Origin of the sequence: Geobacillus thermoleovorans (assembly GCF_001610955.1) — a bacterium.
In the GTDB taxonomy this organism is placed as follows: domain Bacteria; phylum Bacillota; class Bacilli; order Bacillales; family Anoxybacillaceae; genus Geobacillus; species Geobacillus thermoleovorans.
This window is the reverse complement of record NZ_CP014335.1, coordinates 2,828,505-2,854,957: the sequence shown is the minus strand read 5'-3', so window position 1 is coordinate 2,854,957 and position 26,453 is coordinate 2,828,505. Positions and strand designations below refer to the sequence as shown.

Genomic DNA, 26,453 nt, shown 5'->3' with positions numbered 1-26,453 from the left:
ACGAAACAGGGATCCGCCGCTCGATTGTCGAAATACAAACGGTGCATAACGATAGGGAGAAAAGGATGAGGACGATGGACAACAAACGAGGAAACGTTTGGATTGCGGCGGCCGGACTGGTCATAAACGAGAATGGGGAATGGCTCGTTGTCAAGAAAAAATACAGCGGGCTAAAAGGCAAATGGTCGCTGCCGGCCGGGTTCGTCCAGCCGGGGGAAATGCTCGATGAGGCGGCGGTTCGGGAAGTGAAGGAAGAAACGGGGATCGACGCCGAACCGGTCGCGCTTCTTGGCTTGCGCACCGGCGTCATCGCTGGGGAGATCAGCGACAATATGGCGATTTTTCTGTTGCGCCCGCTCTCGCGCGACATCGTCGTGCAGACGGATGAGCTGTATGCCGCCGCGTTTTTCAGCAAAACGGCGCTTCAGAATGATCCGAACACATCAGGCTTGCTTCGCTATTTGTTGGCGCTCGAGCCGCTTGATTCCCTTTCTCTGCATGACGGACTCAATCCCGGCGATCCGTTCGGCTACACGAAATACCGCCTTTACTTTGAATCATCAAAATTGAAAGAATAGTCAAGAAAATAAAAGCGATCGAAAGATGTATCCGCTTACACGAACGAAAATGGGGGAGAATCGCTGTTTGTTTTTACAGAAAATTTTGATATATTAACAAGAAAAGAAACGGAGGGGAACATCGATGACAAAAACATTGACAATGAACGACTGCCCGTACTGCGAGGGGCATGGATACGTTCAGCTGCTTTTGGGCGGATCGGAAACGTGCTACAGTTGCCAAGGAACGGGAAGCGATCACGAAGAGGATGACGATCATTGACGTTCGTCTGAAGACATGAAACATCGTTTGGAACCAATCAGGCGATCATGAAGAAGAGAACGAACATTGACGGTCATCCGCCCGATCCAGTACACTGAAAACGGGTGTACGGGAGGTGAAGGGCGGATGCAAATGAGTTTGCCGGTTGTTTTGATTTCGATGGTTTTATTTTTTGTGTTGTTTTTTGGCATTGGGTTTTTGGTGAATATGTTGCTGCGCATGACATGGATTACAGCGGTCTGCTTTCCGTTGATTGCGGTTTTCATTATTGATGATGTGCCGTTGACGCGCTATTTCACCGCACCGTCCGAGGCGTTCGCCGCGCTCGGCCGGAAAATCACTTCGCTGGCGGCGGCGGATCTGTTGATTTTGTCAAGCGGATTTGCCGGCGCTCTTTGCGCCGGATGGGCGATCCGCACGCTGCGGGCGAAAGGGTATCAAATGTTTTAGAGCGTCTCTGCCTTGGGCAGGGGCGTTTTTTTTGTGAACAGCGCTGATGAGCGCCCGAGCGGATCACAACGTCGGTTCGTGTATGTTTTTGGCAAAACGCACAAGCTTTGCGCTCGGGTTTCACAATGAGGTTGTTCATGGACGGTTTTTTCGTTTTTTGTCTCATTCGCAATGAATATTTCGATTTTGGATGGAGATAAATAGAGGTGTGAGAGGAGTTGAGAGCATTGAATGGGTTTAGGCAGTTCGTGCGCCGAACCGCGATGACGCTGCTGTTTTTGGCGGCGCTCTTTGCGACATTCGAGTCCGTTTCCGGGGTTGACGCGAAGACGGTTCTCCATCCCTTTCCGAGCGCTTTATCGATGGATCATCAGCCCGTTTGGGGAATGAAAGAGCTCGCGAAAAACGGGGGCCGCTCCGTTTTGCGGCTTGAGGATCATTTTGACTGGTCAAAATATCCTTCCGTTGAAGTGGTCGCCACCGGCTATACAGCCGGCATTGAATCGACCGGGAAAACGCCCGATCACCCTGAGTATGGCATCACGTACTCCGGCGTCCGCGTTAAGCGCGACCTTTATTCGACGATTGCTGCCGATTTATCGATCTTTCCGATCGGCACGATTTTGTTCATCCCCGGATACGGGTTCGGCGTCGTCGCCGACAAAGGCGGGGCGATCAAAGGCCATCGTCTTGATTTATATTACGAAACCGTAGAAGATGTCTATAAATATTGGGGAAAAAGGAAAGTGCAAGTTTACATTATCCAAAAAGGGGACGGCAAGCTGTCAGAAGAAGAGTTGAAGCGGCTGAACGAAGATGAAACGATGCAAGTGTTCCGGCAGCAATATTTGGAATCGAAAAGTTAAAGGAGGGCTCCCGCCCGTCAGCCGCCAAGGAGCGGATCGCTGTCGTCAGCGGGAGGAAACAGCGCCGGATGCAAAAGCGGCGCCAATTTTTTTAATCCGACCAAGAGGCGCGGAGACGGACGGCAATAGAGCGCTTCTTCCAAAACATAGATGTTTCCGGTGCGGACTGCTTCGATCTGTTCGGCGTTCGGACGAGTTGTGACCGCTTTTCGGTTCATTTTTTTTGTCTGCACGCCGACCCAAACGAGCAAGATGTGCGACGGATTGCGGGCGAGAACGTCGTCCCATTCCGTTTGAACGCTCGCTTGCGGGATGTCGGAGAAAATGTTGCGCCCGCCGGCGAGCTCACTTAGTTCGCTCAGCCAGTTGGCGCCGCCCGGTGTGAAGATCGGCCGCGGCCACCATTCCCAATAAAGGCGGGACGGTTCAGCCGATGCGGCCCGCTCGCGATGCCAATCAAGCACGTCATGATAGCGGCGGACGAGTTCGGCCGCTTTTTTCGTTTCACCAAGCGCCTCGCCAAGCCGAAGAAGGTCGTTGGCAATGTCATCGAGCGAATTCGGCGCCAGCACGAGATGCGGGAGCCCGCGCCGTTTGAGCTCCTCGACGTTGCGCTCCATGCCGGGCACGCTTAGGGATGCGACGACGAGATCCGGTTTGAGCGCCTCGACTTGATCCATATCAATGCGCAGATCCGGCCCGACTTTCGGCAGCTGCTTCACTTCCGGCGGCCAGTCGGACGAATCGTCGACGGCGGCGACATCGTCAAGGCGGCCGAGATAGGCGAGCAGTTCGGTGTTGCTTGGACAAAGGGAAACGATTCTCATCAGCGTCGGTCCTTTCTAAATCGTCGTGATGATTACGGATTCGCCTTGCCCTGCGTGATTTCCTGTCCGTTTCAGCTGATTTTTTTGCATGAACGCAAGGAGAGAAAAGTTAGATAGTCGAAAGAATCGCTTTGCTTCGCTATAATGAAGGTGGGAATGAATCAACATGGAAAGGGATGAGACGATGTTTACGGTAAAACCTTTGCCGTCGGCAAAGGAACGGGATGAAGCGCTTGTCGTCGGTTTGTTTGAAGGGGCGAATTCATGGAGCGGCCTTGCCGGCGAATACGATGCCCGTCTTGGCGGACGGCTGTCGGAACTGCAGAAAGAAGGCGATATTTCCGCGAAGCGGGGGCGCATCGCCACCGTTCATCCATTTTTGCCGATGGGGGCGAAGCGGCTGTATTTCGTCGGTCTCGGAAAAAAAGAAGAGTTGACGTTTGAGCGGCTGCGCGAGGTGTTCGGCAAGCTGTTTCGCACGTTGAAGCAGGCGAAGCGGACGAAAGCGGCGGTCGCGCTGGACACGTTTACGACCGAGGCCGTCGATGGAAACGAAGCGGCGCACGCCTTGGCGGAAGCCTATCACTTGGCGACGTATGAATTCCCTGGGTATAAGCAGAAAAAGTCACAACCGGACTACCAGCTCGAATCGCTCATCGTCTACACGGCGGCCGAAGCGGCGGAAATTGAAGCGAGCTTGTTTGTCGGTTCGGTATACGGGAAGGCGACGAATTCGGCGCGCACGCTTGTCAATACGCCGGGGAATTTGCTGACGGCGTCGGATTTGGCTGATTATGCCGTGAAGCTCGCGAACCGATACGATTTTGACTATGAAGTTTTGGAGAAAGAAGACATGGAGCGGCTCGGCATGGGAGCGCTTTTGGCCGTCAATCAAGGCTCGAAACAGCCGCCCAAACTGATCGTCTTAAAATACCAAGGAAAAGACGAGTGGGAAGACGTGATCGCCCTCGTCGGCAAAGGGGTGACGTTCGATACGGGCGGCTATTGTTTGAAGCCGCGCGACAGCATGGTCGACATGAAAACCGATATGGCCGGCGCGGCGGCGGTGCTCGGGGCGATGGAAGCGATCGGCGAACTGCGGCCGGAACAAAACGTGCTCGCCGTCATTCCGGCGACCGACAATATGATCAGCGGCGAGGCGTTCAAGCCGGACGATGTCATTACGTCGCTGTCCGGAAAAACGATTGAAGTGAAAAACACGGATGCGGAAGGACGGCTCATTTTGGCCGATGCGGTGACCTATGCGAAACAGCACGGCGCCAGCTATATCATCGATGTCGCTACGTTGACGGGCGGAGTGATCGTCGCCTTGGGCACGGACAAAACGGGCGCGATGACGAACAATGAGGAGCTGTTTGAGCAATTGCTTGAAGCGTCGATGGAAACCGGGGAGTTCATTTGGCGGCTGCCCATTACAGAAAACGACCGCGAGCGGGTGCGAAGCAGCAAAATCGCCGACTTGAACAATTCTCCGGGGCGGGAAGGACACGCCATTATGGGCGGGGCGTTCATCGGCGAATTTGCGGAAGATACGCCGTGGGTGCATTTGGATATCGCCGGCACGGCCGCCACAAAGAAAGACGGCGACCTCGGTCCGGCTGGGGCGACAGGCGTGATGGTGCGCACGCTCACCGCGTTTGTCGAGCGGTTTGAATAAAACGAACGCCGGCAGGCTGATCGACAGGCGCTGCCTTGGCGCAGAGGCGCCCAGTGTGAGGGCGGGGTATGCCGGCAGCGAACGAGCCGAAGCGGACGTGCATAGCTTCTGCTTTTGTTTGGCACGCTACTTAGTACATAGCAGGAAAAGCGAACAGAATGTAAATGTAGTGTAAATTTCATGTAAAGTTTTTTGTTGTCTTATTGTAAATGCTGTGTAAATTGTTACAATAAGTAGCGGTGATTTTGATTTCGCAAATGGAGGGTGTCCGATATGATTTTTTCACCGAAAAAAGACGTTTTCTTCGACATGTTGTTTACGATTTCGGAAAATGTGAAGGAAGCGGCGCAATATTTTGTCGAGTATAAAATTCAAAGCGTAAGCGACTTGAAAGAATTTGCCCGCGTCATGAAAGAGTACGAACGAAAGGGCGATTCATTCATCCATGAACTGGTCGTCCAATTGAACAAAACGTTCATTACGCCGATCGAGCGGGAAGACATCCACCAGTTGGCGATGAAAATGGACGATGTGCTTGACGGATTTGAGCAATGTTCAGCGCGGTTTGAAATGTTTTCGTTCACGGACATTGATGAACATATGGTGAAGTTTTTTGACTATATTTATCAAAGCACGATTGAAATTGTTCACGCCCTCGAACTGCTTGCGAACAAAAAATTGCTCGATATGCGCCAACATGCCATTAAAATCAAGGACTATGAAACGAAGTGCGACGAAATTTTGCGCGCGTCGATCAAAAACTTGTTTGTGACGCAAAAAGACCCGATTAAAATCATTCAATACAAAGAGCTTTACGAAATGTTGGAAGAGATTGCCGACAGTTGTGAAGATGTCGCCAATACGTTAGAGACGATTATCATGCGCAACGCATAAAAAGGGGACGCTGTGTTTATGGATACGATCCTGATTTTAACGATCTGCATCGTCATTTTCGCATTGGCGTTTGACTTTATCAACGGCTTTCACGATACGGCCAACGCCATTGCCACATCGGTGTCGACAAGGGCGCTCACGCCGCGTCAAGCCATTATTTTGGCTGCGACGATGAACTTTATCGGCGCGCTCACCTTTACCGGCGTCGCAAAAACGATTACGAAAGACATTGTCGACCCGTTTGCGCTAGAAAATGGACCACTCATTATTTTAGCAGCGTTGACATCAGCCATTGCCTGGAATTTGATCACGTGGTATTACGGCATTCCGAGCAGCTCTTCGCACGCGATCATCGGTTCGGTCGCCGGAGCGGCGATTTCCGCGGCTGGGGTTGGGATTTTGAATTACGGCGGGTTTTTGAAAATTTTACAATCGCTGATTCTTTCCCCGTTTTTGGCGTTAGGGGTCGGCTTTATCATTATGAGCATTTTTCGTTTTATCTTTAAAAACGCCAACTTATACAGCACGACGAGGGGCTTTCGGATGTTTCAAATTGTGACCGCGGCGTTTCAGGCGTATACGCACGGAACAAACGACGCTCAAAAAGCGATGGGGATCATTACGATGGCGTTAATCGCCGGAGGATACCACGCGACGACCGACATTCCTGAATGGGTGCGCATTTCTGCCGCCTTGGCCATGGGATTGGGAACGGCTGTTGGTGGGTGGAAGATCATTAAAACGGTCGGTGGAAAAATTATGAAAATTCGTCCGATCAACGGAGCGGCGGCTGATTTGTCGTCCGCACTCGTCATTCTTTCAGCGACGATGTTCCACTTGCCAGTCAGCACGACGCACGTCATTTCCTCGGCCATCATGGGGGTCGGCGCCGCCCAACGGGTGAAAGGCGTCAAATGGGGCGTCGCTCGCCGCATTGTGCTGACATGGATCATCACCTTGCCAGTGTCAGCGTTGATTGCTGGGTTTGTGTACCAGGTTCTCCGTTTATTTTTCTAACGAATGAAAGAGGGTGTCCCAACAGATCGGGACACCCTTTCTTATTGTTTTTCCTATGTTGTGTTTTGTTTAAGGAAAATTTCCCTTTTGGGTCAGACTCTTTTCGTGTTTAGGCCGCCGAACGGTCCGCGGCGGAGGAGCGTCCGATCGCCCGGCAAATCCTTGGGGCGATCAAGCCGGCGACGATCGACAACAAAATGTCTTTCGGCAGCGGGGCAAGCATCCAGCCCCACACCATGCCGTACGAAAGCCCTTCCGGCGCTTCCGCCCATAGTTTGTACGCCATGTACATCCAGTTCGTGCCGATGACATAGTTGATGACCATGCCAACGAGTGCGGCGGTGACGAAACGAGCTTTTGACGCCGGCTGCGGGCCGCGGTTGATGACCCATCCGGTCGCATAAGCGGCAACGATAAACGAAAGAATGAAGCCAAATGTCGGTTGGAAAATCATCGACAGTCCGCCGTTGAATTTGGCAAACACCGGCACGCCGGCGAGGCCGACGAGCATGTACACAATCATCGCCACCGCACCGAGCCGCCGCCCGAGCACCGCTCCGGCCAAGACGCAGAAAAACGTCTGCAGCGTAATGGGAACACCGCCGACGACAAGAAACGGCGCCCACGACGTAATGTTCGCCCCGATCGCCATCAAGGCGACGAACATGGCGGCGAGCGTCATGTCAATCGGTCGAAGTGAAGTCCGTCCTTCCATATGTAAACCCCCTTTTTTTGTCCGTTAACAAAATCGTACCGAACAACCGCTAGGCTGTCAATCCTCTTTTTTTCGGCGGATGATAAAGCGGCTTGGGGGGATGATAAGAAAAACGACTCCTCGAGCGCTTCATGCGGACAACGCGGCGAGGAGCGTGAAAGGAGGTCTTGTCAATGGATCGGTTCGTGCCGGATGAGGAACTGAAGCGGGCGAGCAAAATGGGGGCGAACGAAGACATCATCCATACAAGCAAACACGACGACGGCTACGATTTGCGCACCCCGGCGGAAATCGGGGCTCGGCAGCCGACGGATGAAAACGGCAATGCGTAAAAGAAGGGGTGCGGATCGACAGGAAAGAAAAACGTCTTGGACCGATTCGCGCCTCGAAAAAGCCGGAGGATCGAGCGAAAAAAGATGGCCGCCTCCCCATCGAGTTCCCTTAGAGTGGTCTTGTCGTTCTGATAAAATGCTGCCGGCTCGAATGTCGTGCTCGTTTTTCAATGGGTTTTTCGGCATGAAAAGAGAAGAAAATGAATTTATTGATTTTTATGAATAAATACCTATTTTTGATATGGTAATAAAGTTCCTTTTTTTTATTTCCAGTAAGATTTTAATTGTAAATATATAGTTTATTTACCATAACGTGTACTTGGTAAGAGACTGAGGTAGCGTCAAAAGTTCTATGAAAAACCCAAACAGACCATAAAATATAATAATTACCTGGAGGATTTACTCTTTTCAGAATAAATAAAGGGTGAACTCAATTTGTTAGAGATCGTTTTGATTGTATTGTTTTTGATCGGTTTGTTCGTTTTCGTGGTTTACTATGTTCTTTTTGCAACCAAAGATTTAAAAAGAATGACACAACAAAATGAGGAAATCATGAAATTGCTAAATGAGATTAAAAACCATATTCAAAAGTAGCGATTATGCAAAAGGTTCAAGTCATCCTGCCTAACCGAAGGCGAATAAAAATGGATGTGGCGGATTCAAATGACGGAGCACCAAGGAGAATCTTTATGACCAAGAGAATAAAGTTTATACTGTTTACCTTGTTCTTCTCCCCGTCATTATTCCTGATTAACTATTATCAAAGCATAAACATGAAAAAGGACGAATATCCGGATTATGTCTTTTGGACTCTCTATTTGTTGGTCGTCGTTTGCCTGACGATCATCTGCCGATCGATTCGACAAATCCTCTTTAGTGTTCTTTGCATGTCTGCCGTTTCTGTTGGCCTTGGATATTGGCTGATTGAGAAGAATGAAAGCATTCGATATTTTTACAACCTTGGGATTCCCACAACGTTTATTGGCCTTTCGCTGCTTGTTTACGTCATTCCGCTATTCGTCTGTTTGTTCCGTTCTAATAAGAAAAATGTAGAGAAAGCCTGAATGTTGGATGCATTCTGATGAAGGAGAACCGGTTTCCATGAATCGAAAAAAAGGTTTGTCTTGTTTGTTGCCGTGCTGATGGTTATTTTCTTTTTCGTCTACATGTTTGAAGAACAAGTGCTGCGCTTTTTAGACTACAAGGCGGTCAAGCTGACGATGTTGATTTCTTTGATCACGATCATTGTCGGTGATATCATCTATCGACGTACGTAATCGGATGCGCAGTGTGAACGGAAGGGAATGCCGGGCGCGGTGCCCGGCAAGTTTGTTTAGGCGCTGGACGGCGATGGGATGATCGCTGTCTTTTTTGGGCCGGATCAACAACCGTTTTGATCTGCCCGCTTTGCCTAGCGCGGTAAGGCGCAAACGACAACACCGCTTCCAGCGCCATGCATGGTCTGGAAGCGGCGCCCGCCTCGATCGAAGCGGTGAATGGAAAAGATTCCAAAACGATCAGGGTGAAAGACGAGACTCACCTAAAAGGCGGAAACACGTTCCAACGCAAGCCGATGACGAGCTGGCAGCACGGAAACGCGCCGGGGGGCGGCGACAACGTCAGGCGGATGCCGTCGGGATTGAAATACACATCGGTTTTCGAGCGGATGCCAAGCGAGCGGATGAGGCGCTTCACTTCATCCGTTTTTCCTTCTTGGGCGGCCGACATGACCGAGGCCGCGAACGAACGGGACTCGGCCAGTTTTTTCAAAACGGTGGCAGCATCGTTCATCAGCGTCTGCGCCGTGGCGGCGGACTGGGAAAAGAGAGCCGGGTCGATCGGAGGGTACGGGCCGGCCGGCATCCGCGGGAACGGGGTGAACATGGCTGCTTGCGCCTCCTTTCCGGAAATGGAATCCGATATTACGATATGTGCAAACAGCCAAAAAGGAGCGAAGCCAAACGGGCGATTTCGCTCCTTCTTTATGCATTGCGCAGGCGGGACGCTACAAATAGCGCAGCCATAAATAGGCATGCGACAGGAGCAAGGCAATGAGCGTGAGCGGCGCGCCGATTTTCAAAAAATCAACGTACGTAAAGCCATGCCCTTCGCGCGAAGCGATGCCGGCGACAATCACATTCGCGGAGGCGCCGATGAGCGTTCCATTTCCGCCGAGGCAGGCGCCAAGAGACAAGGCCCACCAAAGCACGTCAATCTGCGGGGCGTCTGGAGACAGTCCCATGCCGACTGCCATATCTTGAATGAGCGGGATCATCGTGGCGACGAACGGGATGTTGTCGATCGTCGCTGAGGCGACGCCGGACAGCCAAAGGATGAAATAAGCGGCCGTGGAAATATCGCCGCCAGTGACATCGAGCGTTTTTTCGGCCAATGATTTGATCAGGCCGATGTCAACGAGCCCACCGACCAAGACGAACAGACCGGCGAAAAAGAAAATCGTGCCCCATTCGATCGAATGAAAGACATCCTCCAGTTCATGCTCTGGCACGGCGATGAGCATGAGCACGACCGCTCCGGTCATGGCGATGACGGCCGCATCGACATGAATGACCGAATGAAAAATAAAGCCAAGGATGGTCAGCCCGAGCACGGCGACCGATTTGCGCATCAGCTTCGCATCTTGAATATAATCGGCGTCGCGAAGCTCTATCAGCTTTTGAATCAACGCAGGATCGGTTTTCAGCTGCTTGCGGTAAACGAATGCGAGCAGCGCGACCGTCACAATGGCGATGACGATGACGATTGGCGTCAAGTTGAACAAGAAAGCGTTGAAATCGAGATGCTTGTTCGCCGAGCCGATCATAATGTTCGGCGGGTCGCCGATCAATGTCGCCGTGCCGCCGATATTGGATAAGAGCACTTCAGAAATCAAATAGGGAACGGGGTTGACTTGGAGCATCCGTGTAATTGAAAACGTCACCGGCACGACAAGCAGCACGGTGGTCACGTTGTCCAAAAACGCCGACAACAGCCCGGTCAACAGTGAAAGCATCACCAAAATGCGGACCGGGCGGCCTTTGGCGAGTTTCGCTGCTTTAATGGCCATGTATTGAAAAAAGCCGGACTTGCTCGTAATGCCGACCAAGATCATCATTCCGATCAGCAGCGTGATCGTTCCCCACTCAATATGGTGGGTGAACGCTTTTTCGATGTCAACGATGCCGAAGATGACCATGAGCGCCGCCCCGAGCAAGGCGATGACCGCGCGGTGGATTTTTTCAGAAATGATGATCGCGTATACAACCAAGAAAACGGCAATGGCAAAATAATATTGAAGATTTGACACGTGTGCGGCAGAATGATCCATTCGTACTCCTCCCTTTCCAGTTATGTCGTCATGTTGTGAAAACCGCTCCCGCACGCCGGGCATGTCCAATCACTGCGCTCGCTGGCGGCTTCACGAACATAAAACGTAAATGAACAATGCGGACAAGGGATTTCGCGCACCCGATCCATCAACATCCGCCGCCTCGGTTCGGCTGGAGCATTGGTGTCAATGATCTCGACATGGATGTCGTCGCGCGATTCGTCTTCCGCGATCACGTTTCCTTCCGCTTCATCTTTTGTGCGCCAGCGGCCGCCGAGCACATGCTGCTCAAGTTGGCTGTGCGAGGAATGTTCAAGCATTTCTTCAGCCAGTTTCATGTACTGGCGGTCCGTCAGCCCGCTGAACGGAAGGTTCTTCTTCTGTTTTTTCCAATACGCCCGCAGTTGGTCTTCGGTGAAAATCCATGTAACAATCTGATGAATCACGACATTTTTCATCCCATCCACCCTCCTTTTTCTTGATCATATCATAGAAGGCTGGTGATTTAACAGGAAATGCGGCTCAACCATAGCATTTCTTCAATGCATCAACCTTATAAATGCTGCTCTTCTCTTCACTCAAGAACCATCGGTTTAGGGGAAATGGTTGTTTTTCGCGGATCTTATAAAGGGTGGGGGAGAAAAAACGATTGGCTTGAATGGGAAGCGTCCATCCGCCCTTCTTCTTTTTCGCCAAGGCTTTCGTTGATTCCTACGGCATCCGCCTCTTTTTCGCCATTTTCTGAAAAAAGAAATAAACAATCGCTTCTGCGTGATATAATAATAGTAAGACGGACGGCAACAGCGTGCCGGAAAGGGGGGAAGCGACGATGGACAGCCCGCAATATTTGTTTCTCGATTTTGAATTTACGATGCCGGAGACGAAAACAAACCCGAACGGGTTTTGCCCGGAAATTATTGAAGTCGGCCTTGTCGCGGTTGTTGACGATCAGATCATCGGCCAATTTTCTTCCTATGTGAAGCCGCTCCGCTTTCCGCAGCTCACGGAACGGTGCAAGTCGTTTCTCAACATCACCCAAGAACAAATCGACCGCGGAATGAGTTTTTATGAGCTGGTTTCCTTGCTTCGGCAATATGACCGCGAACGCCCGACGACAGTGATGACGTGGGGGAGCATGGATATGAAAGTGCTCCGGGAAAACTGCCAATCGGCGCAAGTGGAATTCCCATTCACGGGCGAGCATCGTGATTTAGCCATGGAGTATAAGCGGTTTTTCGGCAACAAAAACCAAACCGCGCTGCGCAAGGCGGTGCAAGAGTACGGCAATGAGGCAGTTGGAAAAGCCCATTGCGCGCTCGATGATGCGTTCACCGCGTATACGATTTTCCGGCTGGTGGAAAACGACAAAAAATATTTGGCGAAGACAAAGCCGCCGACGATTGGAGAACGGATTGATTTGACCCAGCTGCGAAAAAAATTCGCTTTATAGCCGGCTGCGTTGGCGGCGGCTTTTTTATGTTATAATAGAAAGTGGACGATTTTTTAGGCAGAAAGGTTGTTTCCTTATGTGGCCATCGGTGCTGAATTTATTTTTGTACTTTCCAGAAGACAAACGTGAATACATTCCCGCAGCCATTTCGTTTGCTGTCTTCTTCTTGATGGCGGTGTTCACGATGCGGCTCATCATCATCATCTCCCGGCGGCAGGAGAAGGAAGCGAAGCGGCTCGAAGAACAGCTGCTTGGAAAACGAGAGGAACGGAAGGAGCCGCCCGGAGTATAAACGAGCCCCCCTCCGGCAATACTGGCGGATAACAAGTGATGCTGGAGGGTGGTTCGTCTTGCGAAAAACGTACGGTGTGGTGCTGGCGGCAGCGCTCGTGTTGTCCGGCTGCGGCCAAGAGAATGGAACGAGCCGGACGGTGGAGATGATCAATGCGGATGGCGATTCGATCGGTACGATCGAGTTGACTGAACAGGCGGAAGGGGTGCGGCTGAAGCTTGACTTGGAAGGCCTCCCGCCGGGAGAGCACGCCATTCACATCCATGAAAACGGAAGCTGCAAACCGCCCGATTTCCAATCGGCCGGCGGTCATTACAATCCGGACGGGAAAAAGCACGGCCTTCTCCACCCGGAGGGGGCGCATGCCGGCGATTTGCCGAACATTATTGTGAAGGATGACGGCACGGTCAACGTCGAGTTGAAGGCGCCCAATGTGACGCTGAAAGAAGGAGAGAAAGGCTCGCTGCTTACGAAAGACGGAACATCGATCGTCATTCACGCCAAGAAAGACGACGGCATGACCCAGCCGGCGGGAGACGCCGGCGGACGGATCGCCTGCGGGGAAATCAAGTCGTCGTGAAACAGGGGCTCGCGCGCGGGCCCCTGTTTCACGTTGCCGGGGCAACGCTTCGCATGGCAAATGCGAGAAAGTGACGGTTGCACAGCTTCTGCTGCACATGGATGGCGGAACGGAGCAACGGGTCCGGCGCTGCTTCTTTTCCCTTTCGCCATCCGCTTGGCCGCTCTTCTTTGGTGCAAAGCTATATAGGATGCAACGAAATCGTTTAACATATCCTTGACGGAAAAGTGGCTCATCCATTTTTGACTGTCGAAGGCAAGCCGTAGGCTTGCCTCCGTCACGCTAAGGCGTGACGGAAGACCGAACAACGACTCGCTTAAAGACCCATTCATGGGTCTTTAAGCGGTGTTGTTCGGTCACTCGACAGTTGGATGAAATGACCGGTAAAAACGAAAAATGTTAAAGCTTTAAATTGCATCTATATAGCGCAGCGCCGTCGCCAGCCGCCGCAGCCCTTCCTCCAGCGTCGGGCGCGGGCAGGCGATATTCAAACGGATGAAGCCGACGCCTTCCTGGCCGAATTTGCTGCCGAACTCGACGGCGAGTTTTCCTGTTTCAAGGAGCCGACGCTTCAGCTCCGCCTCGGAAAGGCCAAGGCCGCGGCAGTCGATCCAGACAAGATACGTCGCCTGCGGCCGGACGGGGCGAAGCGGCGGCAAGTGTTCCGCTAAATAGGCAACCGTCATGTCGATGTTTTGCCGCAAGTAATCAAGCAAGGCGTCAAGCCACGGTCCGCCATGGCGGTAGGCCGCTTCCGCTCCGACGATGGCGAACGCATTCAGCGTAAAAAAGCCGTGCCGCTGCTGGACGCGGCGGAACGCCCGGCGCCGCGATTCGTCGGGAAGGATGACTTCCGCTGCCTGCAAACCGGCGAGGTTGAACGTTTTCGTCGGCGCGCGGAACGTGGCGCTTTGCGCGGCCAGCTCTGGGTGGAGGGAGGCAAACGGCGTGTGTTTGGCTGGCGGGAGCGTCAAATCGGCGTGGATTTCGTCGGAAAGGACGAAGACGCCGTGCTTGAGGCAAAGTTCTCCCAGCCGTTCGAGTTCTTCTTTTGTCCATGATTTGCCTCCCGGGTTGTGCGGATGGCAAAGGATGAGAAGTTTGGCATCGGGCAGCTTTCGCTCCAAGTCGTCCCAGTCGATCGCATAGTTGTCTTCCTCAAGGCGCAGCGGACTGAACAGAAGCGTGCGGTCATGGCGGCGGACGAGATCAAACAGCGGCCGGTAGACCGGGGAAAAAACGATGATGCGATCCCCTGGTTCGGAAAACGCTTCGATGGCGGCGGCGACCGCCGGCACGACGCCGTGGGCAAACACGAGCCAAGACGGATCGATCGTCCAGTCATGACGGCGTTCAAGCCATTGGCACACCGCTTCTTTGAGTGAATCGGGAATGACAGTGTAGCCGAACACGCCGTGCTCCACCCGTTGCCGCAGCGCTTCTTGCACTTCTTTCGGTGCGGGAAAATCCATGTCGGCGACCCACATCGGCCATACGTCTTCGCGGCCGAACACGCGATGAACGTCATCCCATTTCACCGACAGCGTGCCCCGGCGGTCGATGACGCGGTCGAACGGAAACATGATCGCGCCTTCTCCTTTCTCAGCACGCGAACGATGCGGTCCTTTCCCTTCATCGAATGGAAACATTGTTGCATCTTCTCCCTTCTTTTTTTCGAATCGATGGCTTATAATGGGTTATATCATAGCATCAAGAAAGGTGGATGGCGGCGGCATGGACGGACGACAGTTGAATCGGCTTCTTCTTGAATGGATCGGCGCCTGGGACCCGTTTGGCCTTGGAAAAGACGCCTACGACGTCGAGGCGGCCAGCGTGCTCCAGGCGGTGTATGAGACGGAAGACGCCCGCACGTTGGCCGCCCGCATTCAGTCCATATATGAATTCGCCTTTGACGAGCCGATTCCTTTTCCCGACTGCCTAAAACTCGCCCGCCGGCTGCTTGAATTAAAGCAAGCGGCGTCCTGTCCGCTCCCGTGATGACGACAGGGAGCCGGCTTGGCGAAACCGACTGATGAAATGGAGGGATGCTGCGTGAAATTGAGCGAAAAAGAGCTGGAAATTATCGAAATATTGGAAAAAGACGCACGAACGCCGATCGATGTGCTGGCGAAGATGATCGATTTGCCGGTCGAGGAAACGGAAGCATTGGTTCGAAAGCTGGAAGAGGCGAAAGTGATCGTGCAATATACGGCGCTCATTGACTGGCGGAAGGCGGACGGACGCGAAGGGGTGACGGCGATGATCGACGTCAAGGTGACCCCGAAGCGCGGCGTCGGCTTTGACGAAGTGGCGGAGCGCATTTACCGATTCCCGGAAGTGAAATCGGTGTACTTAATGTCCGGCGCCTACGACTTATCGGTCGTGATCGAAGGGCGTTCGATGGCGGAAATCGCCCAATTTGTTTCCGAGAAGCTGTCGACGCTCGATTCTGTCATTTCAACGACGACCCATTTCATTTTGAAAAAATACAAACACGATGGCATCGTCTTTGACCAAGGAGATCAAGATCGCCGCATCGTGGTGTCGCCATGAAGCCGCAAACGAGAAAAACGTACGTGTCCAAGACGGTTGCGGGCTTGAAGCCATCCGGCATCCGCCGCTTTTTCGACCTTGCTTCCAGCATGGACGGCGTCATTTCGCTCGGCGTCGGCGAGCCGGATTTTGTCACGTCCTGGAGCATTCGCGAAGCGAGCATTTTGTCGCTCGAGCAAGGCTATACGTCGTATACGGCCAACGCCGGGCTCTTGGAGCTCCGCCAAGAAATCGCCGCTTATTTGCGCCGCAAGTTTCATGTCGACTACTGTCCGGAGACAGAAATTTTAGTGACGGTCGGGGCGAGCCAGGCCATCGACTTGGCGCTTAGGGCGATCATCAACCCGGGCGATGAAGTGATCATCGTCGAACCGAGTTTTGTCGCCTACGAGCCGCTTGTCGTGCTCGCGGGCGGGAAACCGGTGGCCGTTTGCACGTCTGGCGAAGACAAGTTTCAGCTCAATCCGGTGCACCTTGAACGGGCGATCACCGAGCGGACGAAGGCGGTCATCATCTGCTCGCCGAACAACCCGACCGGAACGGTGCAGAGCCGCACGGAGCTTGAAGCGATCGCCCGTCTGGCTGAGGCGCATGACTTGCTCGTCATTGCCGATGAAATTTACGCCGAGCTGACGTATGAAGGAGAGTACACGAGCATGGCCGCTGTTAGCGGCATGCGCGAGCGGACGATTTTGATTTCCGGTTTTTCCAAAGGGTTTGCGATGACCGGTTGGCGGCTCGGGTTTGCGGCAGCGCCTGACGAGATTTTGCAGGCGATGTTGAAAATCCATCAGTATGCCATGATGTGCGCGCCGACGATGGCGCAATATGGGGCGCTTGAGGCGCTTCGCAGCGGAGAGCGCGATGTCGCCGAGATGCGCAACAGCTACCGGCGGCGGCGCAACTATTTCGTCGCCTCGCTCAATGAAATCGGGCTGCCGTGCCATTTGCCGGGCGGCGCGTTTTACGCCTTCCCGTCCATCAAGCCGACCGGTTTGACGTCGGAGCAGTTTGCTGAGCGGCTGCTCATCGAAGAAAAAGTAGCGGTCGTCCCCGGCAACGTCTTCGGCCAAAGCGGGGAAGGCTATATCCGCTGTTCATACGCTTCATCGCTCGAACAGCTGCAAGAAGCCATTAAGCGAATGAAACGGTTTTTGGCGCGCCTGTAACTGGGGATGTTCCGCCGTCGGCGGGACATCTTTTTTTGGGGTTTGCTGTCGGTCTATGTTATAATACAGAAACATAGACGAAATTCATCAATAGGAGTGTTTCGCTTGTCAACGATCAAACGAGGAGCGATCGTGAAAGGGAAGGTGACGGGCATTCAGCCGTATGGCGCGTTCGTCCAGCTTGAGGACGGCATGCAAGGGCTGATCCATATTTCTGAAATTTCCCATCAATTTGTGAAAGATGTGCGCGATTACGTCCATGTCGGGGATGAAGTGACGGTCAAGGTGTTGGACGTCGATCGAAAGGCGAGGAGGGCGAGCCTGTCCCTAAAGGCGCTTGAACCCGCCGAGGAAAAGGAAAAACGCCATATGCGCATGAAAATGCCGCTCAAGTCGGGGTTTCGCCCGTTGAAGGAAAAACTGCGCGAATGGATTGAGCAGTCCAAGAAAGAAGATGGACCGAAACCATAAGAACCCTGCCGCCAAGCGGCGAGAGTCCATGACGCTTTTGGGCCGGGAGAGGCGCAAAAAGAAGACACCCACCGCCAAGCGGTGCGTGTCCCTTTGTGTTTCATTATGTGCGCGATGTCTTTGGCTCGGTGCGCCCAAGTTCTTCGGCCGGTTTAAATAAAAGCGCCAAGTTGATCAAGCCGGCGATGCCGACCAAGCTGTAGATGATGCGCGACCAAACGGAGTCTTGGCCGCCGAAAATGGCGGCGACTAAGTCAAATTGGAAAAAGCCGATCAGTCCCCAGTTAATGGCGCCGATAATGGTCAACAATAGCGCAATGCGCTGCAATGCTCCCATCTTGTTTGCCTCCTTTGGAAAATTTCTTTTCAACTTATAGGATGAATCGCAGTCGTGAAAAATATGCATCGTTTGCCGCCAAAGCAGTTGGCTTTACAACCGGTGGCAGGCGCTGCCATAATAGATTCAGGAAAAGGAGGGCATCCATATGCAAGAGTTTATTTTCCGCAACCCGACGAAACTGATTTTTGGAAAAGGGCAGCTCGAACGGCTCAAAGAAGAAGTGCCGCGCTACGGCAAGAAAGTGCTGCTCGTGTATGGCGGCGGCAGCATCAAACGAAACGGATTGTATGAGGAAGTCATGAAGATATTGGGGAATATTGGCGCCGAGGTCATCGAACTGCCAGGCGTCGAACCGAACCCGCGCGTCTCGACCGTAAGAAAAGGGGTGGACATTTGCAAGCGGGAAGGCGTCGAATTTTTGCTGGCGGTTGGCGGCGGCAGCGTTATCGACTGCACGAAAGCGATCGCCGCCGGGGCGAAATTCGATGGCGATCCGTGGGAGTTTATCACGAAAAAAGCGCCCGTCACCGGCGCCCTGCCGTTTGGCGTCGTCTTGACGCTGGCGGCGACCGGGTCGGAGATGAATTCTGGTTCGGTGATCACAAACTGGGAGACGAAAGAAAAATACGGCTGGGGCAGCCCGTTTACGTTCCCGCAATTTTCGATTTTGGATCCGACGTATACGATGACCGTTCCGAAAGACCATACGGTTTACGGCATTGTCGATATGATGTCGCATGTGTTTGAGCAATATTTCCACCATACGCCGAACACGCCATTGCAAGACCGGATGTGTGAAGCGGTGTTGAAAACCGTGATCGAAACGGCGCCCAAACTGATCAACGATTTGGAAAACTACGAGCTGCGCGAGACGATCATGTACTCGGGCACGATCGCCTTAAACGGCTTCTTGCAAATGGGCGTCCGCGGCGACTGGGCGACGCACAATATTGAGCATGCCGTTTCCGCCGTGTATGACATCCCGCACGCCGGGGGATTGGCGATTTTGTTCCCGAACTGGATGAAGCATGTGCTCGATGAAAATGTCAGCCGTTTCGCCCAGCTCGCGGTGCGCGTCTTTGATGTCGATCCGGCGGGCAAATCGGAGCGGGATGTGGCGCTTGAAGGCATCGAGCGGCTGCGCGAGTTCTGGTCGAGCCTCGGGGCGCCGTCGCGGCTTGCGGACTATGGCATCGGCGAGGAAAACTTGGAGCTGATGGCCGATAAAGCGATGGCGTTTGGCGAGTTCGGCCGTTTCAAAACATTGAACCGCGATGATGTGCTCGCCATTTTGCGCGCTTCCCTGTAATGAGGCGATGCGGCGGTTTCGCGAATCAATCGATGATGGCGCCGGCTCGGCGACGGAATCTGCCTGAGCTGGCGCTTTTCCTATTTTCTTGGTTTGCCTGGGTGCGCTCCCAATCCCGCAGGACGGCGGAAAGGGAGGAGGGCGCGAAAAACAGCCGCCTCGCCCGAATCCATGGTTCTCGAATGAGGAAAAAGCACAACGTTGATTACGTTTCTTGAGGCGAGCAGCCTGAGCCCCTAGAAGGCTGGTGAAAAACGAGTTTTGTTCCCAAATCGGCGGCGTTTCATCAGGAAAGAAGACGAACTTCACAAGGTTTCTCTAATTGAAAAATGATTGGGATAAGCTGTCTTTTTCGTTGCATCACCATCCCTCCAGGTGTCACGCAAGGAAATCGGCGCGGCGAACATGGCAAAAAATGAATCCGTTTCCAAAAAGGTGGGCTGCTTGATTTCCCTTGTTTATTCCGCTAAAGTGAAAGAAGGCAATGATTCTTGAAGGGGAGGCGGAAATCGATGACCCACATTCGCTTTGACTATTCCAAAGCGCTCGTCTTTTTTGGCGAACATGAGCTTACATACTTGCGCGATGCCGTGAAAGTCGCGCATCATTCGCTTCATGAAAAAACCGGTGTTGGAAGCGACTTTTTAGGCTGGCTTGACTGGCCGGTCGACTATGACAAAGAAGAATTCGCACGCATCAAGGAGGCGGCGAAAAAAATCCAATCGGACTCTGATGTTCTTGTCGTCATCGGCATCGGTGGCTCGTACCTTGGCGCGCGGGCGGCGATCGAGATGCTGCACCATTCGTTTTACAACGCCTTGCCAAAAGAAAAGCGGAAAACGCCGCAAATCATTTTTGTCGGCAACAACATCAGCTCGACGTATATGAAAGACGTCATCGATTTCTTGGAAGGGAAAGACTTCTCGATCAACGTCATTTCCAAATCGGGGACGACGACCGAGCCGGCGATCGCCTTCCGCATTTTCCGCAAGCTGCTTGAGGAGAAATACGGCAAAGAGGAAGCGCGCCGCCGCATTTACGCGACGACGGACAGCAAGCGCGGCGCGCTTCGGACGCTCGCCAATGAGGAAGGGTACGAGACGTTTGTCATTCCGGATGACATCGGCGGCCGCTACTCGGTGCTGACGGCGGTCGGGTTGCTGCCGATTGCCGCAAGCGGCGCGGACATTAACGCCATGATGGAAGGAGCGGCCAAAGCGCGTGACGATTTCAGCTCCTCGGAGCTTGAGGAAAACGCCGCTTACCAATACGCCGCCATCCGCAACATTTTGTACAACAAAGGGAAAACGATCGAGCTGCTCGTCAACTACGAACCAGCGCTGCACTATTTCGCCGAATGGTGGAAGCAGCTGTTCGGCGAAAGCGAAGGGAAGGATCAAAAAGGCATTTACCCGGCTTCCGCTGATTTCTCGACCGATTTGCATTCGCTCGGCCAATACATTCAAGAAGGGCGCCGCGATTTGTTTGAAACAGTGTTGAAGCTGGAAGAACCGCGTCATGAGCTGATCATTGAAGCCGAAGAAAACGACCTCGACGGGCTGAACTATTTGGCGGGAAAAACGGTTGATTTCGTCAACACAAAAGCGTTCGAAGGGACGCTGCTCGCCCATACGGACGGCGGCGTGCCGAACTTGGTCATCACGTTGCCGAAGCTCGATGAATATACGTTCGGCTACCTTGTCTACTTCTTTGAAAAAGCATGCGCCATGAGCGGCTACTTGCTCGGGGTGAATCCATTTGACCAACCGGGAGTGGAAGCATACAAAAAGAATATGTTCGCCCTCCTCGGCAAACCAGGCTATGAGCAGTTGAAGGAAGAACTGGAGAAACGGTTGAAATAACAACGTGTTCCATCGCCAAGCCGCTGTTTTCTCGGGGGAGATGACTCGCGGCTCGACCCGAGTCGCGCCCAAAATGGCGGACGGAACGACGGAAAAAGCGCCTCTTCCCTTTTGCGGGGGAAGAGGTGTTTTGTTATACATGAACCGGGTCGTTCGGCCGCACAACGCCCGGGCGAGGGTTTATTGCTCCCTGCCGTTTTTCGCCAAGCGTCTGAAGCTGCCGCGGACAAATAATCCCCGCCGAACGGGAAACGATAAAAGAAAGGAGGGATTGTGCATGATTGAAATGCCATCGCGTTTGGAAGGAAAACAATTTCAACTGTACCATTTGGAAGAGCAATTAAAACCAATGGGATATACAATCGGCGGCGGGTGGGACTACGATCACGGCTATTTCGACTACAAAATCGCCGATGACGCGGGCTATCAGTTTTTGCGCGTGCCGTTTCGGGCGGTCGACGGGCAGCTTGATTCGCACGGAACGACGGTGGAGCTTGGGCGGCCGTTTTTGCTTGCGCATAAATACCAACGGGGCATCGATGATTTCGCCGATGTCGGCAACATCAGCGCCTCATTCAATCAGTTTGCCGAGCCGCAAGACCCGGATGCGACCGTACCCGAGCGATACATTTCCGTCGGAAAGGCGCTTGTCCAAGAACTGGAGCGCCGCCTGCTCGATTAAGGGGCAAGCGCGAACAGGCGGTCGCTTTGTTGAATCGGGCGGTCCGGTGCAACGGAAATCGCTCCGTGATCTCCATGGATGACGCCAAGCAGCGTCACGTTTTGCTTGAGCAGCTGCTGTTGAACGGCGGCGAATGGCTGGCCGATTTGCTGTTCGTCTGGCTCGAGAAGGCAGAGCGTCTGTCCGTCCAGGCGGTAAAGCGCCGTCTCCCACACGCTGGCGGCGCCCGGCGAGCGAAGGCTGGCGGCCATGGCGAAACTCGCCAGCAAGTTTGTCTGAATCACCTCATCCGCCCCGGCGCGGAAGGCGTTCTGGACGTTTCGGCCCGTTAGGATTTCCACGATGGCGTACACCGACGGGTTGAGGCTTTTGGCGGCAAGCAGCGTGACAATCGTATCTTTATCGGCTTCCGCTTCCGCTTTATGCGGATCGGCGGTGATGAGCAAAAAACGCGCTTCTTGAATATTGGCCTTCTCCAGCACCGCATCGTCGCTTGCCGTTCCTTTAATGAAATGAACCGGCGCGTTCAGAAGCGGGTGGGACGGAACAGTGGCGTCGATGAGAACGAAGCGCATGGAGGCGTCGTGCCGCGCGAGGCGGAGCAGCACCTCGCGCGCCCGCTCGTTCCAGCCGACGATCACCGCATGGCCGCGCTCTGTATACCGGAGCTGTCCGCTTGTAAAGGCGGTTTCCCGGGCGGCGGCCGCGGCGGAGACGGAAGCGAAATAAGCGGTGAGGATGCCGGTGCCAAGGATGATAAGCCCAATGGCCGCGAGTTTTCCGGCGGCCGTTTTCGGGACGATGTCGCCGTAGCCGATTGTCGCCGACGTCACGATCGCCCACCACACGCCGTCGAACACCGTGCGGAACGTCTCTGGTTCAATGAAGCGCATCAGCGCGCCAAACAGCACGATCAACGCGCTTGCCGAGACAAACAGACGAAGCACGGGCGGCCAGCGCCAATACGATAACAGCACGTTCCTTGTTCTCATCGTCCACCCCTCTTTTGCTTTTGTCTTTTTTAGTGTGAGCCGTTTTTGCATAAACATTCCTGTTTTTTCCCATACTAGGAAACGGAACATCACAGAAAGGGGACAGTGGTCATGGATATGAACCGTGTCAAACAAATCGTTTCTTCCCCTGCCGATATCCCGGTATATTACAACGGCGTGTCGGTATGGATTGACGGGTATGATGAAGAAAAACAGACGGCGACCGTCCATTTGCGCGATGGCCGGCTTCATGAGCGCCGGGATGTGCCGGTTTCGGAATTGACGGAAGAGCGGGAGTGAAAAGGGGAGGCCGGCTGACAGTGCGGGAGCCTTCTTGCGTTGCTTGGTTCGAGTAAAGGCGTTTTCCGGCATGAAGCGTCCGGGCGGCCCGCAAGAAAACGGTTGTTGTTCGCCGTCTGTTTCGTGAACAAGACGGCTTTTCAGACGACAATCAGAGGGAGTCGGTGCAAGGACGTAGACATCGGATGAAACGTTGATGGAGCGAGAGACGGGGAAATCCGCCGCTTGCCGAACGACATGTCGGGCAAGCGGCTTCGTTTTGTCAGACAGCGGATTGGCGGCGCGTCCGGGCAACGCGCACCGTCAACAGCAAGGCGCAGGCGAAAAAGAGAATATCATCGATTCCGTAGACGAGATGATACCCTCCAGCGGCAAACAGCGCGCTGCCGATCATTGGTCCGAACGCCATGCCCATATAGCGGAAAAAGTTGTACACGCCGATCGCTGTCGAGCGGTTCGCTTGAAAAACGTTCGTCAGTACGGTCGTCTGCACTGGGAGCGAAAGGCCTAAAAACAAGCCGAACAAGGCGATGGCCAAAACAAGCAGCGAAAGCGATCGTTGGGCCGCGATCAAGAAAAAGAAAATGGACAGCACGGTCAAGTACGATGCCGCCAAGAGGATGCGCCGCTCCGGGAAGCGTCCTTGAAGGCGCCCGCCGAGGAAGCTGCCGATGACGATCATGGACGACATCGCCAAGTACACCGTCCCTTTTTCCTGCGCCGACAGACCGTACCGATCCGTCAAGATGCTGGGCAAAAAGACGAGAAAATTATACAGCGAGTAATATTGAACAAATCCAAGCAGAACGATCGACGACCCGGCACGGCGGCGGAGCACTGAAGCGAAGTCGGAGAGGCGAAACGGGGACGAAACGGCCGTTTCCGGTTTCGTTTCCTTCAGCAGCAGGAAATTGCCGGCACCAACTAAGCCGCCGACGGCCACAAGCGCCAAAAAGACGGTGCGAAATGGAAAATGCTCTGCCAAAAAGCCGCCGACGATCGGCCCGACGACAGGGCCAAGTGAGACCATCATTTGAAACGTCCCCATCGCCCGCCCGCGCTCTTTGCCGGTGAACAAGTCGCCGATGACCGTGGCGGCGACGACCGACCCGGCTGCGATGCCAACGGCTTGCAAGGCGCGGAAAAACAAGAGCGCATAAATGGATGTTGAGAAAAAACAGCCGAGCGAAGCGGCGATGTAGATGACGATGCCGCCAAGCAGCACCGTCCTCCGTCCTTTCCGGTCGGTGAGCGGGCCATAGACGATTTGCATCATCGCCAGGAAGAAAGTGAAAATGGAAATCGTCAAGTTGATCAAAAACGAAGAAGTCGCAAACGCCTCCCGCACTTCTGGTAAAATAGGAGTGTAAATCGTTTGCGTAAACGGGCCGAGAAACGCGGCGAGCGACACAAGATAGACGACAAGCTGGCGTTTCATCTCTTTCCCCTTTCTTTGTTTGTACATATGTATCATTATACTCTCGCTTTTTTCACTGATGGAAATAAAATGACTGTTTGCAAAAGGGGAGATGGAAAGATGGAATCATGTTTGATCCGCGATGCGGCCGCGGCGGATTTGCCGCACATCGTCCGCATTTATAATGAAACGATCCCAAGCCGGATGGTGACCGCGGACTTGGAGCCGGTGTCGGTCGAAAGCCGGCGGGCGTGGTTTGAGGCCCATGACCCGCACAATCGTCCGCTTTGGGTCGTCGAGGACGACGGCGCGGTTTGCGCCTGGCTCAGCTTTCAGTCGTTTTACGGCCGCCCGGCGTACCGCCATACGGCGGAGGTAAGCATTTATATCGCCGAAACGCACCGCGGCCGGGGGCTTGGGACGAAGCTGCTCGAGCGGGCGGTCGAACGGGCGCCCGAACTTGGGATCAAGACGCTGCTCGGCTTTATTTTTGCGCATAATGAACCAAGTTTGCGGCTTTTCTCCCGCTTCGGATTTGAACGATGGGGATATTTTCCGCGCGTGGCGGAATTGGACGGCGTGGAACGCGATTTGGTCATTGTCGGCAAACGGCTTGTATAGAATGGGGGGAGGCGGGGAAGTCATAAGTAATGAGGATGAACGGAAAGAGGGAAGGATATGAACGTCATGCCGATTCGGCTGTTTACGATCCAAGATGGGGAAGGATTTGTCGCTGACGCGTTTCAATGCCCGGTGACCGGCAATTTGATTTACAAATCGTCTGGCACGCCGTCCGTTGTCGCATATGCAGACTTGACCGACGAACAAATCATGCGCCTTGAGAAATACGGATTTCGGCGGCTCGGCGAGTCGCCGGCGCGGATGGAAAGCGGCCCGGACGGCATTGAAGAGCTGCTGCCGAGGCAATGAGGGAGAAAGAAAACGAGGTGAAAACGTTGAAGAAAAGGCCTGCCCGCTGGGGACAGGCTTTTTCTTTTCCCCAGAAGGCCGGCGAAACCCAACGGATTCGCTCGATCCGTTCGTGAGAAAGCTCAAGGGATGAAACTGCGGCGCTGCAAGGTTTTTTCAATTTGAAAAACATTGTTGCAAAGCCTGATATTCGTTCCATCACCGGCCGTTGATCATGTCAACCGGCGGATGAGCCAATAGAGCGCGGCGGCCGCCGCTAGGCCAAGCAGCGTATAAAGAACCGGACGGCCGGATCGTTCGAGCGGCGTTTTGTTCTCCAAAGCCGGCGGGTGAACGGTCTTGGCCGTCTTTTCCCCGGTCTGCGGCCGCGTTTCCGTCCCTGCCCCCTCCCTCTCTCCAGCGGCGTGCTTGCCGTACATGCCCGCTCCGGTTCGTTTCGCCTCCTCGTACGCCTTGCGGACGCGCGCTTCGTATTTGTAATCGCCATAGTCATAAAAGTCTTCGACAAGTCCGGCTTTGGCGAGGTCTTCTTGCAGCAGGCGCTTGCCGACCCACACCCAGGCGAGCAGCCGCTGGTATTTGTCAAACAGCGCGTCTCCGTCGGTCTCAAGCAAAATGTTCCCTTGATGCAAGCGGGAACATGTAAATCGGCTTGCTTCTTTCCCATACGGTTCGACTTGGATCGTGCTCTCCGGCGTATCAATGAACAAAAACCTCGTCGTGTATACATGGCCGTTGACGCGGAATTTCGCCGTATCGCCGTCGATGCACTCGACCAATTCAGCCGGGTAGGTGCGGCCAAGGCGCAACGTAGAACGATCTTCTTTCTTCCCCAGTGTATGGCCGTCCAGGTCGATTCGCTCTGGGGTGAGATGCCGCTTGCATCGTTCATTGCCGTTGTATGTTTGAATAAGCTGGACAAGCTCTTGTTTCGTTTTCGCCTGCTTCGCCAGCGCAGTCGGCTCATGGAGCAAATACACGCAGTCGCTGCCGCGGAAGTGCCCGCCCAACTCATCAAGCTCGCCAGGGTGGGCAAAAGCGGAAATCGGGAACATCAACAGGAAACAAAACAAGAATATGACCATTCGTTTCAAAAACGATCCCTCCACTCGAAAAACATTTCTTCCTCTTGAACAAAAACCGGATGTCCGCAATGGAT

The 26,453-nt window shown here is 53.7% G+C and carries 33 protein-coding genes; 23 read left to right on the top strand and 10 right to left on the bottom strand.

Annotation, left to right across the window (positions count from 1 at the left end; translation table 11 throughout):
* Positions 1-74 precede the first annotated feature (74 nt).
* The 4 genes from GT3570_RS14420 to GT3570_RS14410 all read left to right on the top strand — a co-directional run bounded on the left by GT3570_RS14420 (position 75) and on the right by GT3570_RS14410 (position 2,156).
* On the top strand, positions 75-578 hold the full coding sequence (locus GT3570_RS14420; RefSeq protein ID WP_042381601.1) for an NUDIX domain-containing protein: 504 nt from the start codon (positions 75-77) through the stop codon (positions 576-578).
* Positions 579-702: 124 nt separating this feature from the next.
* Positions 703-840, top strand: coding sequence for a YuiA family protein (locus GT3570_RS18805; RefSeq protein ID WP_011232421.1), 138 nt, complete (start codon positions 703-705; stop codon positions 838-840).
* A gap of 126 nt (positions 841-966) precedes the next feature.
* Positions 967-1,290 (top strand): YuiB family protein, encoded by a 324-nt coding sequence (locus GT3570_RS14415; protein ID WP_014196657.1) that lies wholly within the window; start codon positions 967-969, stop codon positions 1,288-1,290.
* Positions 1,291-1,517: 227 nt separating this feature from the next.
* Positions 1,518-2,156, top strand: coding sequence for a 3D domain-containing protein (locus GT3570_RS14410; RefSeq protein ID WP_014196656.1), 639 nt, complete (start codon positions 1,518-1,520; stop codon positions 2,154-2,156).
* Between the two features lie 17 nt (positions 2,157-2,173).
* On the opposite strand, the gene GT3570_RS14405 is transcribed toward GT3570_RS14410, so the two are convergent.
* On the bottom strand, positions 2,174-2,983 hold the full coding sequence (locus GT3570_RS14405) for a cobalamin-binding protein (RefSeq protein ID WP_014196655.1): 810 nt from the start codon (positions 2,981-2,983) through the stop codon (positions 2,174-2,176).
* A 184-nt stretch (positions 2,984-3,167) separates the two neighbouring features.
* Here GT3570_RS14405 and GT3570_RS14400 point away from each other — a divergent pair, with 184 nt between their 5' ends.
* From GT3570_RS14400 to GT3570_RS14390, 3 genes are all read left to right on the top strand, one after another.
* Positions 3,168-4,661 carry a leucyl aminopeptidase gene (locus GT3570_RS14400; protein WP_042381615.1) on the top strand — a complete coding sequence of 498 codons (1,494 nt, stop codon included), beginning with the start codon at positions 3,168-3,170 and terminating at the stop codon, positions 4,659-4,661.
* A 273-nt stretch (positions 4,662-4,934) separates the two neighbouring features.
* The gene (locus tag GT3570_RS14395; RefSeq protein ID WP_011232416.1) at positions 4,935-5,555 is read left to right on the top strand and encodes a DUF47 domain-containing protein; all 621 of its coding nucleotides are present in this window, start codon (positions 4,935-4,937) and stop codon (positions 5,553-5,555) included.
* Positions 5,556-5,573: 18 nt separating this feature from the next.
* Entirely contained in the window at positions 5,574-6,572 is a 999-nt protein-coding gene (locus tag GT3570_RS14390) for an inorganic phosphate transporter (RefSeq protein WP_011232415.1), read from the top strand.
* Positions 6,573-6,681: 109 nt separating this feature from the next.
* Here GT3570_RS14390 and GT3570_RS14385 read toward each other — a convergent pair whose 3' ends face one another.
* Positions 6,682-7,287, bottom strand: coding sequence for a biotin transporter BioY (locus tag GT3570_RS14385; protein WP_011232414.1), 606 nt, complete (start codon positions 7,285-7,287; stop codon positions 6,682-6,684).
* Between the two features lie 173 nt (positions 7,288-7,460).
* Between GT3570_RS14385 and GT3570_RS18800 the strand changes: the two genes are divergently transcribed.
* The 3 genes from GT3570_RS18800 (at position 7,461) to GT3570_RS18795 (ending at position 8,896) form a co-directional block, all read left to right on the top strand.
* Complete coding sequence (locus tag GT3570_RS18800; protein WP_011232413.1) at positions 7,461-7,619, top strand: hypothetical protein; 159 nt, start codon at positions 7,461-7,463, stop codon at positions 7,617-7,619.
* Between the two features lie 689 nt (positions 7,620-8,308).
* Positions 8,309-8,683, top strand: coding sequence for a hypothetical protein (locus GT3570_RS14380; protein WP_062898902.1), 375 nt, complete (start codon positions 8,309-8,311; stop codon positions 8,681-8,683).
* 60 nt (positions 8,684-8,743) lie between these two features.
* A complete protein-coding gene (locus GT3570_RS18795) occupies positions 8,744-8,896 on the top strand; it encodes a hypothetical protein (RefSeq protein ID WP_014196648.1) in 153 nt (50 codons plus the stop codon).
* Positions 8,897-9,155: 259 nt separating this feature from the next.
* Here the strand turns inward: GT3570_RS18795 and GT3570_RS14375 are convergent, their stop codons facing one another.
* From GT3570_RS14375 to GT3570_RS14365, 3 genes are all read right to left on the bottom strand, one after another.
* Positions 9,156-9,503, bottom strand: a complete 348-nt coding sequence (locus GT3570_RS14375) for a YuzC family spore coat inner layer protein (protein ID WP_011232408.1) — start codon at positions 9,501-9,503, stop codon at positions 9,156-9,158.
* Positions 9,504-9,624: 121 nt separating this feature from the next.
* The gene (locus GT3570_RS14370; RefSeq protein ID WP_062898901.1) at positions 9,625-10,947 is read right to left on the bottom strand and encodes an ArsB/NhaD family transporter; all 1,323 of its coding nucleotides are present in this window, start codon (positions 10,945-10,947) and stop codon (positions 9,625-9,627) included.
* 20 nt (positions 10,948-10,967) lie between these two features.
* Positions 10,968-11,405 carry a hypothetical protein gene (locus GT3570_RS14365; protein WP_011232406.1) on the bottom strand — a complete coding sequence of 146 codons (438 nt, stop codon included), beginning with the start codon at positions 11,403-11,405 and terminating at the stop codon, positions 10,968-10,970.
* A gap of 371 nt (positions 11,406-11,776) precedes the next feature.
* On the opposite strand from GT3570_RS14365, the gene kapD reads away from it, so the two are divergent.
* The 3 genes from kapD to GT3570_RS14350 all read left to right on the top strand — a co-directional run bounded on the left by kapD (position 11,777) and on the right by GT3570_RS14350 (position 13,269).
* Positions 11,777-12,397, top strand: a complete 621-nt coding sequence (kapD, locus tag GT3570_RS14360; protein ID WP_011232405.1) for a 3'-5' exonuclease KapD — start codon at positions 11,777-11,779, stop codon at positions 12,395-12,397.
* A gap of 76 nt (positions 12,398-12,473) precedes the next feature.
* Positions 12,474-12,689: a hypothetical protein gene (locus GT3570_RS14355; protein WP_011232404.1), complete on the top strand. Its 216-nt coding sequence runs from the start codon at positions 12,474-12,476 to the stop codon at positions 12,687-12,689.
* Positions 12,690-12,747: 58 nt separating this feature from the next.
* Positions 12,748-13,269 carry a superoxide dismutase family protein gene (locus GT3570_RS14350; RefSeq protein ID WP_011232403.1) on the top strand — a complete coding sequence of 174 codons (522 nt, stop codon included), beginning with the start codon at positions 12,748-12,750 and terminating at the stop codon, positions 13,267-13,269.
* A gap of 407 nt (positions 13,270-13,676) precedes the next feature.
* Here the strand turns inward: GT3570_RS14350 and GT3570_RS14345 are convergent, their stop codons facing one another.
* The gene (locus GT3570_RS14345; RefSeq protein ID WP_033026176.1) at positions 13,677-14,852 is read right to left on the bottom strand and encodes a MalY/PatB family protein; all 1,176 of its coding nucleotides are present in this window, start codon (positions 14,850-14,852) and stop codon (positions 13,677-13,679) included.
* Between the two features lie 151 nt (positions 14,853-15,003).
* Between GT3570_RS14345 and GT3570_RS14340 the strand changes: the two genes are divergently transcribed.
* From GT3570_RS14340 to yugI, 4 genes are all read left to right on the top strand, one after another.
* Positions 15,004-15,267: a DUF1871 family protein gene (locus tag GT3570_RS14340; protein WP_011232401.1), complete on the top strand. Its 264-nt coding sequence runs from the start codon at positions 15,004-15,006 to the stop codon at positions 15,265-15,267.
* A gap of 54 nt (positions 15,268-15,321) precedes the next feature.
* Positions 15,322-15,822, top strand: coding sequence for an Lrp/AsnC family transcriptional regulator (locus GT3570_RS14335; RefSeq protein WP_015375711.1), 501 nt, complete (start codon positions 15,322-15,324; stop codon positions 15,820-15,822).
* The gene (locus GT3570_RS14330) at positions 15,819-16,991 is read left to right on the top strand and encodes an aminotransferase (protein ID WP_015375710.1); all 1,173 of its coding nucleotides are present in this window, start codon (positions 15,819-15,821) and stop codon (positions 16,989-16,991) included. The genes GT3570_RS14335 and GT3570_RS14330 overlap by 4 nt, the downstream gene beginning before the upstream one ends.
* A gap of 105 nt (positions 16,992-17,096) precedes the next feature.
* Positions 17,097-17,462 carry a S1 domain-containing post-transcriptional regulator GSP13 gene (gene yugI, locus GT3570_RS14325; protein ID WP_011232398.1) on the top strand — a complete coding sequence of 122 codons (366 nt, stop codon included), beginning with the start codon at positions 17,097-17,099 and terminating at the stop codon, positions 17,460-17,462.
* A 103-nt stretch (positions 17,463-17,565) separates the two neighbouring features.
* Here the strand turns inward: yugI and GT3570_RS14320 are convergent, their stop codons facing one another.
* Complete coding sequence (locus GT3570_RS14320) at positions 17,566-17,799, bottom strand: DUF378 domain-containing protein (protein WP_011232397.1); 234 nt, start codon at positions 17,797-17,799, stop codon at positions 17,566-17,568.
* Between the two features lie 148 nt (positions 17,800-17,947).
* Here GT3570_RS14320 and GT3570_RS14315 point away from each other — a divergent pair, with 148 nt between their 5' ends.
* The 3 genes from GT3570_RS14315 to GT3570_RS14305 all read left to right on the top strand — a co-directional run bounded on the left by GT3570_RS14315 (position 17,948) and on the right by GT3570_RS14305 (position 21,655).
* On the top strand, positions 17,948-19,111 hold the full coding sequence (locus GT3570_RS14315; protein ID WP_011232396.1) for an iron-containing alcohol dehydrogenase: 1,164 nt from the start codon (positions 17,948-17,950) through the stop codon (positions 19,109-19,111).
* A gap of 512 nt (positions 19,112-19,623) precedes the next feature.
* A complete protein-coding gene (locus GT3570_RS14310; RefSeq protein ID WP_014196638.1) occupies positions 19,624-20,973 on the top strand; it encodes a glucose-6-phosphate isomerase in 1,350 nt (449 codons plus the stop codon).
* A gap of 277 nt (positions 20,974-21,250) precedes the next feature.
* On the top strand, positions 21,251-21,655 hold the full coding sequence (locus GT3570_RS14305) for a YugN-like family protein (RefSeq protein ID WP_013144366.1): 405 nt from the start codon (positions 21,251-21,253) through the stop codon (positions 21,653-21,655).
* Here GT3570_RS14305 and GT3570_RS14300 read toward each other — a convergent pair.
* Positions 21,652-22,647: a potassium channel family protein gene (locus tag GT3570_RS14300; protein ID WP_025039315.1), complete on the bottom strand. Its 996-nt coding sequence runs from the start codon at positions 22,645-22,647 to the stop codon at positions 21,652-21,654. The genes GT3570_RS14305 and GT3570_RS14300 overlap by 4 nt on opposite strands.
* Before the next feature lie 111 nt (positions 22,648-22,758).
* Between GT3570_RS14300 and GT3570_RS14295 the strand changes: the two genes are divergently transcribed.
* A complete protein-coding gene (locus tag GT3570_RS14295; protein ID WP_013144368.1) occupies positions 22,759-22,947 on the top strand; it encodes an H-type small acid-soluble spore protein in 189 nt (62 codons plus the stop codon).
* 262 nt (positions 22,948-23,209) lie between these two features.
* On the opposite strand, the gene GT3570_RS14290 is transcribed toward GT3570_RS14295, so the two are convergent.
* Complete coding sequence (locus tag GT3570_RS14290; RefSeq protein WP_021321915.1) at positions 23,210-24,385, bottom strand: MFS transporter; 1,176 nt, start codon at positions 24,383-24,385, stop codon at positions 23,210-23,212.
* Positions 24,386-24,484: 99 nt separating this feature from the next.
* On the opposite strand from GT3570_RS14290, the gene GT3570_RS14285 reads away from it, so the two are divergent.
* Both GT3570_RS14285 and GT3570_RS14280 read left to right on the top strand, forming a co-directional pair.
* Entirely contained in the window at positions 24,485-24,985 is a 501-nt protein-coding gene (locus GT3570_RS14285) for a GNAT family N-acetyltransferase (RefSeq protein ID WP_015375705.1), read from the top strand.
* 57 nt (positions 24,986-25,042) lie between these two features.
* Positions 25,043-25,294 (top strand): hypothetical protein, encoded by a 252-nt coding sequence (locus GT3570_RS14280; protein ID WP_011232390.1) that lies wholly within the window; start codon positions 25,043-25,045, stop codon positions 25,292-25,294.
* Between the two features lie 212 nt (positions 25,295-25,506).
* Here the strand turns inward: GT3570_RS14280 and GT3570_RS14275 are convergent, their stop codons facing one another.
* Positions 25,507-26,388 carry a thermonuclease family protein gene (locus GT3570_RS14275; RefSeq protein WP_013524499.1) on the bottom strand — a complete coding sequence of 294 codons (882 nt, stop codon included), beginning with the start codon at positions 26,386-26,388 and terminating at the stop codon, positions 25,507-25,509.
* Positions 26,389-26,453 lie beyond the last annotated feature (65 nt).

Coding starts and splice junctions, on each gene's coding strand:
- GT3570_RS14420 (WP_042381601.1), top strand. CDS start 75: ATGGACAACAAACGAGGAAACGTTTGGATTGCGGCGGCCGGACTGGTC.
- GT3570_RS18805 (WP_011232421.1), top strand. CDS start 703: ATGACAAAAACATTGACAATGAACGACTGCCCGTACTGCGAGGGGCAT.
- GT3570_RS14415 (WP_014196657.1), top strand. CDS start 967: ATGCAAATGAGTTTGCCGGTTGTTTTGATTTCGATGGTTTTATTTTTT.
- GT3570_RS14405 (WP_014196655.1), bottom strand. CDS start 2,983: ATGAGAATCGTTTCCCTTTGTCCAAGCAACACCGAACTGCTCGCCTAT.
- GT3570_RS14400 (WP_042381615.1), top strand. CDS start 3,168: ATGTTTACGGTAAAACCTTTGCCGTCGGCAAAGGAACGGGATGAAGCG.
- GT3570_RS14395 (WP_011232416.1), top strand. CDS start 4,935: ATGATTTTTTCACCGAAAAAAGACGTTTTCTTCGACATGTTGTTTACG.
- GT3570_RS14390 (WP_011232415.1), top strand. CDS start 5,574: ATGGATACGATCCTGATTTTAACGATCTGCATCGTCATTTTCGCATTG.
- GT3570_RS14385 (WP_011232414.1), bottom strand. CDS start 7,287: ATGGAAGGACGGACTTCACTTCGACCGATTGACATGACGCTCGCCGCC.
- GT3570_RS18800 (WP_011232413.1), top strand. CDS start 7,461: ATGGATCGGTTCGTGCCGGATGAGGAACTGAAGCGGGCGAGCAAAATG.
- GT3570_RS14380 (WP_062898902.1), top strand. CDS start 8,309: ATGACCAAGAGAATAAAGTTTATACTGTTTACCTTGTTCTTCTCCCCG.
- GT3570_RS14375 (WP_011232408.1), bottom strand. CDS start 9,503: ATGTTCACCCCGTTCCCGCGGATGCCGGCCGGCCCGTACCCTCCGATC.
- GT3570_RS14370 (WP_062898901.1), bottom strand. CDS start 10,947: ATGGATCATTCTGCCGCACACGTGTCAAATCTTCAATATTATTTTGCC.
- GT3570_RS14365 (WP_011232406.1), bottom strand. CDS start 11,405: ATGAAAAATGTCGTGATTCATCAGATTGTTACATGGATTTTCACCGAA.
- kapD (WP_011232405.1), top strand. CDS start 11,777: ATGGACAGCCCGCAATATTTGTTTCTCGATTTTGAATTTACGATGCCG.
- GT3570_RS14355 (WP_011232404.1), top strand. CDS start 12,474: ATGTGGCCATCGGTGCTGAATTTATTTTTGTACTTTCCAGAAGACAAA.
- GT3570_RS14345 (WP_033026176.1), bottom strand. CDS start 14,852: ATGTTTCCGTTCGACCGCGTCATCGACCGCCGGGGCACGCTGTCGGTG.
- GT3570_RS14340 (WP_011232401.1), top strand. CDS start 15,004: ATGGACGGACGACAGTTGAATCGGCTTCTTCTTGAATGGATCGGCGCC.
- GT3570_RS14330 (WP_015375710.1), top strand. CDS start 15,819: ATGAAGCCGCAAACGAGAAAAACGTACGTGTCCAAGACGGTTGCGGGC.
- GT3570_RS14320 (WP_011232397.1), bottom strand. CDS start 17,799: ATGGGAGCATTGCAGCGCATTGCGCTATTGTTGACCATTATCGGCGCC.
- GT3570_RS14315 (WP_011232396.1), top strand. CDS start 17,948: ATGCAAGAGTTTATTTTCCGCAACCCGACGAAACTGATTTTTGGAAAA.
- GT3570_RS14310 (WP_014196638.1), top strand. CDS start 19,624: ATGACCCACATTCGCTTTGACTATTCCAAAGCGCTCGTCTTTTTTGGC.
- GT3570_RS14305 (WP_013144366.1), top strand. CDS start 21,251: ATGATTGAAATGCCATCGCGTTTGGAAGGAAAACAATTTCAACTGTAC.
- GT3570_RS14300 (WP_025039315.1), bottom strand. CDS start 22,647: ATGAGAACAAGGAACGTGCTGTTATCGTATTGGCGCTGGCCGCCCGTG.
- GT3570_RS14295 (WP_013144368.1), top strand. CDS start 22,759: ATGGATATGAACCGTGTCAAACAAATCGTTTCTTCCCCTGCCGATATC.
- GT3570_RS14290 (WP_021321915.1), bottom strand. CDS start 24,385: ATGAAACGCCAGCTTGTCGTCTATCTTGTGTCGCTCGCCGCGTTTCTC.
- GT3570_RS14285 (WP_015375705.1), top strand. CDS start 24,485: ATGGAATCATGTTTGATCCGCGATGCGGCCGCGGCGGATTTGCCGCAC.
- GT3570_RS14280 (WP_011232390.1), top strand. CDS start 25,043: ATGAACGTCATGCCGATTCGGCTGTTTACGATCCAAGATGGGGAAGGA.